12 protein-coding genes are annotated in these 13,016 nt (G+C 66.2%); 8 read left to right on the top strand and 4 right to left on the bottom strand.

All coding sequences use genetic code 11. The features are described from left to right. Positions 1-9: 9 nt before the first annotated feature. A complete protein-coding gene (locus tag E0E05_RS07630) occupies positions 10-798 on the bottom strand; it encodes a DUF1217 domain-containing protein (RefSeq protein ID WP_131616170.1) in 789 nt (262 codons plus the stop codon). Between the two features lie 161 nt (positions 799-959). On the opposite strand from E0E05_RS07630, the gene motA reads away from it, so the two are divergent. From motA to E0E05_RS07600, 6 genes are read left to right on the top strand one after another with little or no spacing between them, the layout of a single operon-like run. Continuing rightward, positions 960-1,829 (top strand): flagellar motor stator protein MotA, encoded by an 870-nt coding sequence (gene motA / locus E0E05_RS07625; RefSeq protein ID WP_039723073.1) that lies wholly within the window; start codon positions 960-962, stop codon positions 1,827-1,829. Continuing rightward, entirely contained in the window at positions 1,826-2,764 is a 939-nt protein-coding gene (locus E0E05_RS07620) for a FliM/FliN family flagellar motor C-terminal domain-containing protein (RefSeq protein WP_131616169.1), read from the top strand. Before motA ends, E0E05_RS07620 begins: the two co-directional genes overlap by 4 nt. Before the next feature lies 1 nt (position 2,765). Then, positions 2,766-3,149, top strand: coding sequence for a FliM/FliN family flagellar motor switch protein (locus E0E05_RS07615; RefSeq protein ID WP_052287891.1), 384 nt, complete (start codon positions 2,766-2,768; stop codon positions 3,147-3,149). A 25-nt stretch (positions 3,150-3,174) separates the two neighbouring features. After that, entirely contained in the window at positions 3,175-4,176 is a 1,002-nt protein-coding gene (locus tag E0E05_RS07610; protein ID WP_131616168.1) for a FliG C-terminal domain-containing protein, read from the top strand. Positions 4,177-4,193: 17 nt separating this feature from the next. Beyond that, positions 4,194-5,258: an EscU/YscU/HrcU family type III secretion system export apparatus switch protein gene (locus E0E05_RS07605; RefSeq protein WP_131616167.1), complete on the top strand. Its 1,065-nt coding sequence runs from the start codon at positions 4,194-4,196 to the stop codon at positions 5,256-5,258. 4 nt (positions 5,259-5,262) lie between these two features. Next, positions 5,263-5,697, top strand: a complete 435-nt coding sequence (locus E0E05_RS07600; RefSeq protein ID WP_131616166.1) for a hypothetical protein — start codon at positions 5,263-5,265, stop codon at positions 5,695-5,697. 8 nt (positions 5,698-5,705) lie between these two features. Here the strand turns inward: E0E05_RS07600 and E0E05_RS07595 are convergent, their stop codons facing one another. After that, positions 5,706-6,158: a PAS domain-containing protein gene (locus E0E05_RS07595; protein WP_131616165.1), complete on the bottom strand. Its 453-nt coding sequence runs from the start codon at positions 6,156-6,158 to the stop codon at positions 5,706-5,708. A gap of 33 nt (positions 6,159-6,191) precedes the next feature. Beyond that, a complete protein-coding gene (locus E0E05_RS07590; RefSeq protein WP_158629302.1) occupies positions 6,192-6,911 on the bottom strand; it encodes a helix-turn-helix transcriptional regulator in 720 nt (239 codons plus the stop codon). Between the two features lie 712 nt (positions 6,912-7,623). Here E0E05_RS07590 and E0E05_RS07585 point away from each other — a divergent pair. Beyond that, positions 7,624-10,290 carry an Rne/Rng family ribonuclease gene (locus E0E05_RS07585; RefSeq protein ID WP_131616163.1) on the top strand — a complete coding sequence of 889 codons (2,667 nt, stop codon included), beginning with the start codon at positions 7,624-7,626 and terminating at the stop codon, positions 10,288-10,290. 84 nt (positions 10,291-10,374) lie between these two features. Here the strand turns inward: E0E05_RS07585 and E0E05_RS07580 are convergent, their stop codons facing one another. Continuing rightward, a complete protein-coding gene (locus E0E05_RS07580; RefSeq protein ID WP_192900455.1) occupies positions 10,375-11,514 on the bottom strand; it encodes a pyridoxal phosphate-dependent aminotransferase in 1,140 nt (379 codons plus the stop codon). 154 nt (positions 11,515-11,668) lie between these two features. Between E0E05_RS07580 and E0E05_RS07575 the strand changes: the two genes are divergently transcribed. Next, a complete protein-coding gene (locus tag E0E05_RS07575; protein ID WP_131616162.1) occupies positions 11,669-13,015 on the top strand; it encodes a M48 family metalloprotease in 1,347 nt (448 codons plus the stop codon). The last annotated feature ends 1 nt before the right edge of the window (position 13,016 follow it).

The following is a 13,016-nucleotide window of genomic DNA, read 5'->3' as shown; positions in this document are numbered from 1 at the left end:
GAATCGCCCCTATCGCCGCAATTGCGCGATCTGCAGCAGCAGATCGCCGGAAATGCCCATCGAACTGACCGGCATCAGCAGCCGGGCCGGCGAACCGGGCGGGATGACGCCGCCCTGCGCGCCGCCGTTCTGAAGCTGCCAGAGATTGGCGAAGCGCTCGACGAACTTGTCGAGCTTGGCCGGATCCTTGAGGTCCGACAGCGGCAGCCTGTCGGCGATCATCGCGGCCTGCTTGTCGATGTCGAGCGTCGCCGTGGCGGTCGGCATGCCGAGCGCGGTGCGCACGACCTGGCTCAGCGCCTTGTCGGCGAGAATGTCGAAGTAGGATGTGATCTCGGGAGCCTTGCGCTGGAAGTAGAGGGCCAGCCGCACGCCCGGATCGTTGCGGCCCGCCTCGTTTTCGAGCGACTGGATCATGTAGCGGTCGATGACGCCGTCCTGCGCCTTGGTGAAGATGGTCGCGGTCTCGCCGTGCCGGGCGAAGTCGAACGTCTCGGCGAAGTCGCGGTAGCGCGGATCGGTGAGCGTGTTGGCGAAGGCATCCTGCTCGTCGCGGCCTTCCTTGAGGACCTTGAGCATGAAGGCCTTGGCGTAGGCCATGTCCTCGAGCCCGTGCGCCTTCATGGCGAAATTGAACACGCGCGTATCCGCGACGAACTGCTCGGGCGTTTTGATCGTCCCGATCGTCTCCCGGTAGTAGTCGACCTCGCGCTGGATATCGGCGCGCTCGCCGAGCCGGTCCAGGCTCGCGCTCATGTCGCGCGTGATCTGCTTGAAGGAAACCAGCGTCGTGTTCATGGCCGCACCTTGCCCGTCATGCGGCCAGCCTACCGGCAAGTTCTTGCGCGAACCTTTCCGTGCGCCTCGCGCGCGCGTGCCGAACCGGGGCAAGGGCCGAAAAGACAGGTTCAAGCAAGGTTTGGCGCTTAGCTTTTGGTTAACCGCGACAGGAGTTCCCAGTGGGCATCATCATCGGACTGATTGTAACGTTCGGCTGCGTGCTTGGCGGCTACATGGCCATGGGCGGCTACGTCAAAGTGCTCTGGCAGCCGTTCGAGGTGGTGATCATCTGCGGCGCCGCCATCGGCATCTTCATCGTCGCCAACACGATGTCGGCGATCAAGGATACCGGCAAGGCGATGATGGAAGCGCTGACCAACAAGGTGCCCGGCGAGGACGACTATCTGGAACTGCTCGGCCTGCTGCACCGGCTGATGCGGGATCTGAAGTCGAAACCGCGCAACGAGGTCGAAGCGCATATCGACAATCCCGAAGAATCAGACATTTTCGCGGAGTATCCGGCGGTCCTCGAACGCGAGGACCTGACCAACTTCATCTGCGACTATGTCCGGCTGATCATCGTCGGCAATGCGCGTCCGCACGAGGTCGAAGCCCTGATGGAAGAGGAGATCGCGACGATCAAGGGCGACCGGCTCAAGCCCTATCAGGCGCTGCAGAACTCGGCCGACGGGCTGCCGGCGATCGGCATCGTCGCGGCCATTCTCGGCGTCATCAAGGCGATGGGCGCGATCGACCAGAGCCCCGAAATCCTGGGCGGGCTGATCGCCGCCGCGCTGGTCGGTTCGTTCTTGGGCATCTTCCTGGCCTATGCCGTCGTCGGCCCGATCGCCACCAAGGTGAAGGGCGTGCGCGAAAAGAGCGTGCGGCTCTACTACGTCGCCAAGCAAACGCTGATCGCCTACATGAACGGCTCCATGCCGCAGGTCGCCCTCGAGTTCGGTCGCAAGACGATCTCGGCCTACTATCGTCCCTCCCTCGAGGATGTCGAGGAAGAGGCCAGCCGGGCGAACGAGGCGCAGGCCGCGTGAGTTCGATTGCCCAACGATACGACCTGTCCGCCGAAGACCGCGATGTCGTCGACCGCATCCTGCGCAAGCGGGTTAGCGAGGACGCTGTCCGCCAGGTCATCAAGCGGATGGGCACGACGTTCGGCGCCCATATGGACGCGCGGTTGCGCACGCTGTCGCCGGAACTGGGATTCGCCTTCCAGGCCGGCGGGCAACCGCCCGGCGCGCAGAAGCCCGCCGCCAGCGACCACAGCGTCGGCCTGACGTTCCACTATCCGGAGGAACAGTGCCGGCTGATCCTGCATCTGGACCGCGAGGGCGCGAACCTTCTCGACAGCGCGCTTCTTGGCGCCGATCCGGAAATGGAGTTGCCGGCAGCGACGGGGCCAGTGTCGCATCTCGAACTCGGCGTCCTGCATACGGTGACCGAAGCAGCGAACCGGACGCGGCAGACGGACCAGCCGCTGCTCGGCTTCAACCGCGTCAACGTGCACCGTGGCGATGACGCCGCGCTTGCCAATACGAGCGGCGATGCGCTGGCGACGCTGACCTTTTCGCTGACGTTCGGCGTCAACCGCGTCTGGTGCTGGCTCGACATTCCGCACCGGCTGCTGATCGAACTGTCGGCGCGGCTGGCCGAGATCGAGGCGGCCGCCGCAAGAAGCCGCGAGCGGCGCGGCTTCAACGTGCCCGATTTCACGATCGACGTGGACGTGGTGCTGCCGCTCGAGGGGATGACGCTCGAACAGATCGCCCGGCTCAAGCCCGGCGACGTGATCGAGGGGGCCACGGCCGGCGGGGGCGCCGTCGTGCGGGCCAAGGGGCGCAACCTGTTCGCCGGTCAGATCGGGCGGCTCGGACAGGCGAACGCAGCGCGTGTGACAGGCCCGATCGCGCCGCTGACTGCGGCGATCGAGGCGCACGTGCAACAGCATTCACGCAAAGGGGGTAAGTGAGATGGCAACGCAGGCAAACGAGGAGCATGTCGCCGTCGCCGAGGCGGACGACGACAATATCCGCATCGATCCGGACGATGCGCTCGAAAAGGCCATTCACGACCTGCAGGACGTCGTCGACAAGGACAACGAGGCGGCGACCGCCGGGCTGTCGAAGACATTGCGCGAGATCCCGCTTCAGGTGCAGGCGGTGATCGGCAGGGCCGAACTGTCGGTCGCCGAACTCAATCGGCTCGAAAAGGGGTCGACGATCGCGCTCGACAGCCGCGTCGGCGATCCGGTCGACATCTTCGTCAACGGAGTCAAGGTCGCCACCGGCCAGATGCAGGTCTCCGAGGAAGAGCCCGACCGCTTCGCCTTCAAGGTGACCAGCGTCTGCGCCTGATCATGTCGGAGGGAAGCCGGGTCCCATGCAGCACCGCTACACATTGACGACGCCGCAGAAGGCCGCCGCGGTCCTGATCGCGATGGGAAAGCCGCGCGCCAAGCAGCTTCTCAAATATTTCAAGGGCGAGGAACTGCGGCTGATGATCGATGCCGGTCACAGCCTGAAGAACCTGCCGCAGACAGACGTGGACGCGCTGGTGAGCGAGTTCGAGGCCGCGTTCGTCGAAGGCTCCGGCATCATTGACAGCCGAGACGCGATCAACGCGATCATCGACGAATCGATGACCGAGACCCCCGGCGATCCCGCGCCCAAGGCGTCCCAGCCGGCCGAGACCCGCAAGTCGCCCTGGGAGCTGATCGCGACCGTCGACAACGACGTGCTCGTCGGGCGCCTTGCGGCCGAGCCGCCGCGCCTGGTCGCCGCCCTTCTGGCGCAACTGCCGCCGGCGAAGTCCGCCGGCGTGCTCGAGGCCATGCCGGCCGAACAGCAGACGCCGATCGTCACGGCGATGATGACGGCCCGCGAGATACCGGTCGACCGGCTGACCCATGTCGGCCGCGCGCTGGTCAAGGATCTCAAGCTCGACAATGACGGCGGCGGCTCGGGCGGCAGCGCCACCGCGCCGCTGCGGGTGGCCGAGATCATGAACGCGATGGAGAAGTCGGCCAGCGAATCGCTGATGAAGCATGTGCGCGAGGCGATCGACCCCAAGCAGCTCGCCGCGCTCGAATCGCGCCTGTTCCGTTTCGACGATCTGGTCCTGCTGGAGGATCGCGACCGGACGCTCGTCGTCGACGGACTGCCCAACGACCTTCTGGTGCGCGCCCTGCGCGGTGCCGGCGACGCGCTGAAGGAGGCCATCCTGTCCTCGATCAGCCAGCGGGCCCGCAAAATGATCGAGTCGGAACTGTCGGCCGGCGGCCGCGACACCGCCGCGGCAATCGAGGATGCGCGCAAGCAGATCGCGCAGCTCGCCATGAAGCTGGCCTCCGAGGGTCGCATCACGCTGCCCAAGCGAAGCTGACGACACGGTGACCGGCAATGGCCGAAGACGAAGACAAGGACAGCAAGACAGAGGAACCGACCGAGAAGAAGAAGCAGGACGCTGTCGAGAAGGGACAGACGGCCTTTTCGAAGGAACTTCCGGTGCTGTTCACGCTGACCGCGATCACCGCGATCATCGGCTTTGCGGCGAGCGGGCTGACCGCCAACCTCAAGTCGCAGCTCGAGATCCTGCTCGACCGGGCCGGCCAGTACTCGCTCAGCACGACGGCCGACACGCTGCTCGTGATGACCCGCTATTTCGAGGTCACCATGGTGATCCTGGCGCCGGTGATGCTGGCGCTCGCCTTTGCCGGGCTTGCCGGCTCGCTGGCGCAGAACCCGCCGCGCATGGTGCTCAAGCGCATTCAGCCCGAATTCTCGCGTGTCTCGCCCAAGAAGGGGTTCGAGCGCATGTTCGGCTCCAAGGGCTGGGCCGAGTTCTTCAAGGTGCTGGCCAAGATCGTCTTCACGGGCGCCTGTGTGGCGATCTTTGCGGGCAACATCATGCCGGTCCTCGCGGAAGGCCCGATGACCAGTTCGGAAGTGTTCCTGACCCAGATCGGGCGGATCCTGTTCGGCCTGCTGTTCACCATGGTCCTGGCGATGACACTGATCGCCGTCGCGGACCTCCTGTGGACGAACCGGGAGTGGCTGAAGGACCTGCGCATGTCGCACAAGGAAATCCGCGACGAGCTCAAGCAGGCCGAGGGCGACCCGCTGATGAAGGCGCGAATGCAGTCGGTGGCCCGGGAACGCTCGCGCAAGCGCATGATGGGCTCGGTGCCCAACGCCACGCTGGTCCTGACCAACCCCACGCACTATGCGATCGCGCTGCGCTACAATCCGCCGACCGATCGGGCGCCCGTGGTCGTCGCCAAGGGCACCGACCTGATCGCGCAGCGGATCAAGGACATCGCCATCGAGCACGATGTCACGGTGCACGAGAACCCGCCGCTGACGCGCGCCATGTACAAGCAGGTTTCGGTCGACCAGGTGATCCCGCCCGAGTTCTTCGAGGCCGTGGCCGAGATTATCGTCTATTTGAACAAGAAGCGGGTCTGAGCCGATGTTGCCGGACGATCGCTATCTCGGTCTCGAACGAACGCTCGCCAAGGCGCTGACCCCGCTCGTCAGCGAACTGCGGATGACCGAGCTCGTCACCTTCATCGACCATGTGGTCAACGGGCGCGAGGCCGCCGTCGCCGAGATCGTCGATGCGGCGGCCGAGCTGCACTACGCGCCCGGCTTCATCGGCTATGACCGCGACGCCAATGTCAGCGCCGACTGGAATGGCGCCCCGAGCGTCGCGCTCGGCGTGCGGATTGCGACGGGTCGGCTCGTCGCGCATGTGCGGCTGACGATCCGGGCCGATCACGCATCGATCGAACTGCAGCATATCAAGGCCGATGGAGAAGATGGTGTCGGCGACGACGCCCTGCGCGCCGCCCTGATCAACAATGCGTTGCCAAGGGGCCCTGGCCGGACCGCTCCCCGGCCCTGAGACACCGCTCAGCGGATGACGACGCCGCGCACCCCGCCGGGGTCCTCGCAGAACGTGCCGATCAGCCATTCGGCGCCATCGGCGTCGACATGGAACATGCCCAGCGCCTTGACGAGCTTGTAGCCGCCCGACTTGCCGGCGATGCGCAGCACGAAGTGAAACCCGGACTTGCGGGCGACGACGTCCTCGAGGCAATCGATGACCATTTGCCGGTCGTCGGGATGGTAGGCGTCGATCGCGGTCTTCAGGTTCACCGGCCCGCTGCTGGGCGGCAGTTCATGGATCTCGTAGATGTCCTGCGTCCAGTAGACGAGGCCGGTCGCCAGTTCCATGCGCCACAGGCCGAATGGTTCGAACTGCGACAGCAGGGTCAGCAGCGTCGTTCCGTCGACGCCCGCCCCCTCGACCTTCTGAACCGGCCTTGCCTTGTCGAGCACGGCGAACTGCAGGGTCTGGTCCATGTTTCCTCCCGATCGCGCTGCCCAGGTCAGGACCTAGTCCAGATAGCCGGCGCGCATGGCCTTGTAGACGGCGTGTGCCCGGTTGGTCGCGCCGAGCTTCTGACAGGCCGCCGTCAGATAGTGATTGACCGTGTGTTCGGACAGCTTGAGGATGATCGCGATCTCGGCGCTGGTCTTGCCCGACGCGGTCCACATCAGGCATTCGCCCTCACGCTGGCTGAGCTTCTGCATCTTCTGGGGCTTGTTGCCCTTGTCGAGCTCTGAGAAGCGCTCGTAGATCAGGTTCGCCACATAGCTCAGTTCGGCCAGTTCCGCCTCGCCCGGCGGCGGCCGGTCGCCCGAAAGGCCCACCGCGCCCCGCTTGCCGCCCGGCTCCTGCACACTGATGTGCACCCCCTCGACCATGCCGAACGAGCAGAACATGTCCTGCACCTCGCGGCCATGCCCGCGCAGGAGGTGCCGGCTGCCGGCCCGGTTCGACCAGATCAGCGGCCGGGTGGTCGTGCGCAGCGCGCCATAGATCGGGCTGTCCTTGAGAAGGCCCATCTCGTCATAGCGGCGCAGCAGTTCCTCCGGCCAGTTCGTCAGAACGGTCAGCGAGGCCAGCCGCTCGTCCTTAGAGGACGGCAGCCGCGCTATGGAGAAATACCGGTAGCCGAACTCCGTCGTCACCTCCCTGATCAGCCGCAGCAGGTCATAGGTGGTCGTACAGAGCGAAACGCGCTCGCGGTAACTGTTCTTGTTGTCGTCCAACACGGGCATTGCGAGACGGATCGAACCGCCGTCGATTCTCTTGGAGTGGGTTTGCTCTGACTGCGTGGACGGGTCGGTTACGTAAAGTCAATGACAACGCGGTTCGACCGCGCGCATCCGTCCACAGATTGACGAGTCTGAAAGCGAGCCGCATATGGCCGGTCCGGTGTCCGGGTTCAAGCGGGAAAGCAGCCCTGGCGGCGTCCGCGACAAGCCGCCGCAGCCTGCCGGACACCGCCCGACGGCTACGTCAAAGAATAAAATCGCTTGCGGTTGCAAGGACAAGTACCTAATTTGAAACAAGCGGTCCGGTGCCGATGCAAGGTATCTTGGTCCGCCACGCAGGATTGCCGACGCGTCGTCCGCGCGATTGCCAGGATCGTCGCAGAGGTCTGTTTGGAAACCGCTACGCAGTTTCCCGCTCCGATGAGGAGCGCATTTCACGGCCCGTGCCAGCACGGGTCCATCGTAAATTGCTGTCCGGCCATGTTGTTCAGACAATCGAGAGTATCGCAGAAAGCCTCCGCCGCACCCGATGAGATGCCGGCGCGCCTCGATGCGAAGCCACGGTCAGCGCAAATCAACGGACAACCGGGCGTGCGGCCATCGGTGGGCGGACTTCCGCTGACGCCGAAGGCGCAGCCATTGTGCCGAAAGGCGCTCCCCGTTCGGGAGCGCGCGCAGGCCGCTCCGCCCGGCGGATACAGAACATATGTCAAACAGAATGATCATCGATTCCTCCCACCCGGAGGAAACACGTGCCGTCGTCGTCAAGGGTAACCGTCTCGAAGAATTCGATTTCGAATCACAACACAAGAAGCAGATCCGCGGGAACATCTACCTCGCCAAGGTAACGCGGGTCGAACCGTCGCTTCAGGCGGCCTTCGTCGACTATGGCGGCAATCGCCACGGCTTTCTGGCCTTCTCCGAAATCCATCCCGACTACTACCAGATCCCGCTGGCCGACCGGCAGGCGCTGATCGAGGAGGAGGCGGCCCAGGCCCACGCCGACTTCGACGATGATGACGAGGACGGCGACAACGGCAAGAACGGGGACAATGGCGGGCGCGGCAAGAAGAGCCGTGGCGGCGGTCGCCGTCGCGGACGGGGCCGGCGCGACCGGCGCGGCGGCAAGAGCCGCGAGGCCCAGACGCCCGACGCCGAACCGGTCGGCATGGAAGCCATCCTCGCCGCGCTGGAAGACGACGACGCCAAGGGCGTGGCGCGCACGCTTGCGACCGATGCCGACACCGCGGACACCGTCGCCGAGGATGTCGACGAGGACGATGGCGACGATAGCGGCGATGACGACGAGGACACCGATTTCGAGGATGTCGGCGAGGACGACGCGCTCGAGGAGAGCCGCCCGCGCCGCCGCCCTTCGCGGCGCCAGTACAAGATCCAGGAGGTCATCAAGCGCCGCCAGGTGATCCTGGTCCAGGTCGTCAAGGAAGAACGCGGCAACAAGGGCGCCGCGCTGACCACCTATCTGTCGCTGGCCGGCCGCTATTCGGTGCTGATGCCGAACACGGCGCGCGGCGGCGGCATCTCGCGCAAGATCACCAACGCCTCCGACCGCAAGCGCCTGAAGGAATGCGTCAAGAAGCTCGACGTGCCCAAGGGCATGGGGGTGATCCTGAGGACCGCCGGCGCCAACCGCACGCAGGCCGAGATCGAGCGCGACTACGACTACCTGATGCGCCTTTGGGACAATGTGCGCGACCTGACCCTGTCATCGACGGCGCCTGCCCTGGTCTACGAGGAAGGCAGCCTGATCAAACGGTCGATCCGCGACCTCTACAACAAGGAAATCGACGAGATCATCGTCGCCGGCGAGGCGGGCTATCGTGAAGCCAAGGACTTCATGACGATGCTGATGCCGAGCCAGTCCAAGGTGGTCAAGCCGTGGAAGGAGACCGCGCCGATCCTTGCGCGGACCGGCATCGAGGCGCAGCTCGACAAGCTGATCCAGCCGCAGGTGACGCTGAAATCGGGCGGCTACATCATCATCAACCAGACCGAGGCGCTGGTCGCCATCGACGTCAACTCGGGCAAGTCGACGCGCGAGCACTCGATCGAGGAGACCGCGCTCGCCACCAATCTGGAAGCGGCCGAGGAAGTGGCGCGCCAGTTGCGCCTGCGCGACCTCGCCGGCCTGATCGTCATCGACTTCATCGACATGGACGAGAACCGCAACAATCGTGCGGTCGAAAAGAAGCTCAAGGACTGCCTCAAGCACGACCGCGCGCGCATCCAGGTCGGCCGCATCTCGCATTTCGGGCTTCTGGAGATGAGCCGCCAGCGCATGCGCGCCTCGGTGCTCGAAAGCACCATGTCGGTGTGCCAGACCTGCAACGGCACCGGCTATGTGCGCTCGCCGCAATCGGTGGCGCTGCATGTGATCCGCTCGCTGGAAGAGCATCTGATCAAGAATTCCAAGCACCATGTGACAGTGCGCACGCCGGCCGACACGGCGCTCTACATCCTCAACAACAAGCGCGACACGCTGGCCGAGATGGAAGGCCGTTTCGGCGTCCGCATCACCGTCGAGATGGACAACGAGATCGGCGCGGAGATGTTCGCCATCGACCGGGGAGCGGTGTCCGACCTTCCCACGATCGAAAGCCCGGCGATCGGCATCGGTCTGGACGATGACGACGACGAGGCCGAGACAGAGGCGCAGCAGGACACGAGCGGCGAAAGGGACGCCCGCTCGGACGATGAAGGCGACGACGAAAAGCCCCGGCGCAAGCGTCGCCGAGGCCGGCGCGGCCGCGCAAGGGATGGCGAGGAAGAAAGCGCCGATGCCAGCCAGGCCGATGCCTCCTCCGATGACAGCGACGACGATGACGACCGCTCCGGCGGCCGCAAGCGCAAGCGACGCTCGCGCGGACGCCGTGGCGGCCGCAGCCGCCGCGATCGGGTGCGGGTGCCGGACGCAGAGCCGGTCGGCCCGCTGGCCGACCAGATCGCCGCCGAGGCCGAAGCGGCACGCACCGAGGCAAAGACGCCTGAGGCCGATGCGCCCGAGCAGGACAAGCCGGACGCCGACAAGGCGACGCGCGCACGCAAGGACGCGGCGAACGATCAGCCGCAGGAACAGCCGAAGGCGGCTCCCCCGGTCGAAACCAAGCCGGCCGAAACTGCGGGCGACGAGGACAAGGCTCCAACGGCCAAGGACGAACCTGAAAAGGCAGCCGACGGCGAGGCGGCCGAAGACGCGGCGGCGGCCAACGGCGACGACAAGTCCGCCCGCCAGCGCGCGACCGCCTCCAACATCAATCTCGATGTCGAGCCGGTCGTCGTCTCCGACAGCGCCGGCAAGGACGAAAAGCCCAAGCGCGCCGGATGGTGGGCGCGCGGCAAGGGCTTCTTCTGATCGCACCGCGCTGACAGACCGAATCGAAAAACCGCGACAAGGCCCTGCCCTGGCGCGGTTTTTTCTCGCCGATACGCGCTGCGGTCAGAGCCAGGCTTCGATCCGGTCCAGCGCCTCGGCGATCACCGCCTGATCGCCGGCATACGAAAAGCGGATGTGCCGTTCGCCCTCGAACACGTCGAAGTCGGCGCCGGGGGTCGCCGCGACGTGGATCTCCGACAGCATTCGCTTTGCGAAGGCCATCGAATCGTTGGTGTGCCGGGAGATATCGCACCAGACATAGAAGGCACCGTCCGGAGCGGCTGCGAATTCGATCCCCATTCCGGGCAACCGTTCCAGCAGCAGCGCGCGGTTGGCGCGGTAGCCTTCCTTGATCGCCTCATAGTCCCCGGTGCAGGCAAAGGCGTGCGGCGCGGCGATCTGCGAGACGTCGGGCGCGCAGATGTAAAGGCTCTGCGCCAGCCGCTCGACGGGTCGCACCAGTGTTTCGGGGAGCACCATCCAGCCGATGCGCCACCCCGTCATGCAGTAATATTTCGAGAACGAATTGATGACGATGACGTCGTCGCCGAACTCGAGCGCGGTGACGTCGTCGCCCGTATAGCGGAGCCGGTGGTAGATCTCGTCGGAGATGAAGACGATGCCGTGGTCGCGGCAGGCGGCGATGATGGCGCCCAGTTCGTCCCGCTCGATCACCGTTCCGGTGGGATTGGCGGGGCTCGCCAGCAGCAGCATGGCAATCGGCCTTTCGCGGTGGGCGGCGATCAGCGCGTCCAGATCGAAGGCGCTGCCGGCGGCGGGCAGTTCCACCGCTTCAAGCGACAGCGCCTTGAGGATGTTGCGATAGGCGGGATAGCCGGGCGATGCGATGGCGACGCGGGCGCCCGGATCGGCGAGGGCCAGGAACGCCAGCGAGAAGCCGGCCGACGAGCCGGTCGTCACGGCGATCCGCCCGGCCGGCACGTCGACGCCGTAGTGGTCGCGATAATGGGCCGCGATGGCGGCGCGCGTTTCGGCCCGGCCGAGCGTGTCGGTGTAGCCGAGCCGCCCGCCAAGCAGCGCTTCGGCGCCCGCCCGGCGCACCGGTTCGGGGACCGGCGCGGCGGGCTGGCCGACCGCAAGCGACAAGACGGGCTTGCCTTCAGCCGCCAGGCGATTGGCCTCGGCCAGGACATCCATGGCGTGGAACGGGTCGACCCGGGCGCGTTTCGATGTCGCCATCATTGCGCCGGGGTTCCTGTCGCGAAGGGACCGAAAATCACGTGAACCGCCTTGTTTTCGCTGCTATTGGTGCGCAAAGCGCGGTACCGCCGCTAGGCCATTTGCCGCCCGCACGCAAACGATATCCGGGAAGGTCATCGCCATCTTGGCCCGCCGCATGCTCCATTGCCTGCTCGTCGTCGCCTTCGCCCTGTCGGCGGTGGCCACGGCCGCCGCGCAGTCGACGCGCGTGCCGATCGTGCGCGATGCCGAGATCGAGGCGCTTCTCGCCGACTATGCCGAGCCGATCATGCGCGTCGCCGGCGTCAAGCGCAACCGCACCGAGATCGTGCTGGTCAACCAGCGCTCGTTCAACGCGTTCGTGTCGGGCCGCAAGATCTTCATCAATGTGGGCGCGATCGTGCAGGCCGAAACGCCCAACGAGATCATCGGCGTGATCGCGCACGAGGTCGGCCATTTGGCCGGCGGGCATCAGGACCGGCTGCGCCAGCAGATCGACCGGGCCCAGACGATCGCGGCGGTGACCACCGTGCTCGGCGTCGGCGCGGCGATCGCCGGCGGCGTGTCCGGCAACCGGCAGGCCGCCCAGGCCGGCGGCGGCATCGCGGCCGGCGGTGTCGAGGCCGCCCAGCGCGGGCTGATGTCCTACCGCCGTTCGGAGGAACTGGCCGCCGATCGCGCGGCCGTCGACTATCTGAACCGCACCGGTCAGTCGGCCAAGGGGTTGCTCACCACGTTCGTGCGCTTCCAGCGCGACATCAGCCTGATCGCCGACCGCATCAACCCCTACAAGATCAGCCACCCCCTGCCCCGGGAACGTCTTTCGGCGCTGGAGACGATCGCGCGGCAAAGCCCGCATTTCGACAAGACCGACAGCGCCGCGCTGCAACGGCGCCACGACCGGGCACGGGCGAAGATCCTCGCCTACGTGTTCGGGCCGGGCGCGGTCGACGACGCCTTCCGGGACGCGCCCAATTCGCAGGCGGCGCGCTACGGCAAGGCGATCTCGACCTTCCTTTACGGCTCGCCGCGCGACGCGGTGCCGATGATCGACCGGCTGATCGCCGAGAGCCCGAGCGATCCCTATCTGCACGAGATGAAGGGCGAGGTGCTGCTGCGCGCACAGGACGCGCAAGGGGCGGTGAACGCCTTCTCGCGCGCCGTGCAGCTGACCAACGGCAACGCGCCGACGATCCAGGTCGCGCTCGGCCATGCGCTTGTGCTGGCGGGCGGCGAGGCCAATTTGCGCCGCGCCATCGGTGAACTGGAGGTGGCGATCACGCTCGACACGGCCAACACGCGCGCCTATCAGCACCTGGCCATGGCCTATGGGCGGCTGGGCGCCGACGGCGAAGCAGAACTGGCGACCGCCGAAGCCAACTTCCATGCCGGCCGCTATGACGAGGCGCGCCGGTTCGCCGCCCGCGCCAAGCGGCGTTTCGAACGTGGCGCGCCGCAGTGGCTGCGCGCCGACGACATCCAGCGCTTTCGCGTGCCGCGCTGAG

The sequence above is a fragment of the Roseitalea porphyridii genome (assembly GCF_004331955.1).
GTDB classification, from domain to species: domain Bacteria; phylum Pseudomonadota; class Alphaproteobacteria; order Rhizobiales; family Rhizobiaceae; genus Roseitalea; species Roseitalea porphyridii.
This window is presented reverse-complemented; position numbering and strand designations above follow the sequence as displayed.

Excerpts from the sequence above, each read along its gene's own strand:
- E0E05_RS07615 (WP_052287891.1), top strand. The coding sequence starts at position 2,766 with ATGGCAACGCAGGCAAACGAGGAGCATGTCGCCGTCGCCGAGGCGGAC.
- E0E05_RS07605 (WP_131616167.1), top strand. The coding sequence starts at position 4,194 with ATGGCCGAAGACGAAGACAAGGACAGCAAGACAGAGGAACCGACCGAG.
- E0E05_RS07610 (WP_131616168.1), top strand. The coding sequence starts at position 3,175 with ATGCAGCACCGCTACACATTGACGACGCCGCAGAAGGCCGCCGCGGTC.
- E0E05_RS07585 (WP_131616163.1), top strand. The coding sequence starts at position 7,624 with ATGTCAAACAGAATGATCATCGATTCCTCCCACCCGGAGGAAACACGT.
- E0E05_RS07600 (WP_131616166.1), top strand. The coding sequence starts at position 5,263 with ATGTTGCCGGACGATCGCTATCTCGGTCTCGAACGAACGCTCGCCAAG.
- E0E05_RS07575 (WP_131616162.1), top strand. The coding sequence starts at position 11,669 with ATGCTCCATTGCCTGCTCGTCGTCGCCTTCGCCCTGTCGGCGGTGGCC.
- E0E05_RS07595 (WP_131616165.1), bottom strand. The coding sequence starts at position 6,158 with ATGGACCAGACCCTGCAGTTCGCCGTGCTCGACAAGGCAAGGCCGGTT.
- E0E05_RS07580 (WP_192900455.1), bottom strand. The coding sequence starts at position 11,514 with ATGATGGCGACATCGAAACGCGCCCGGGTCGACCCGTTCCACGCCATG.
- E0E05_RS07630 (WP_131616170.1), bottom strand. The coding sequence starts at position 798 with ATGAACACGACGCTGGTTTCCTTCAAGCAGATCACGCGCGACATGAGC.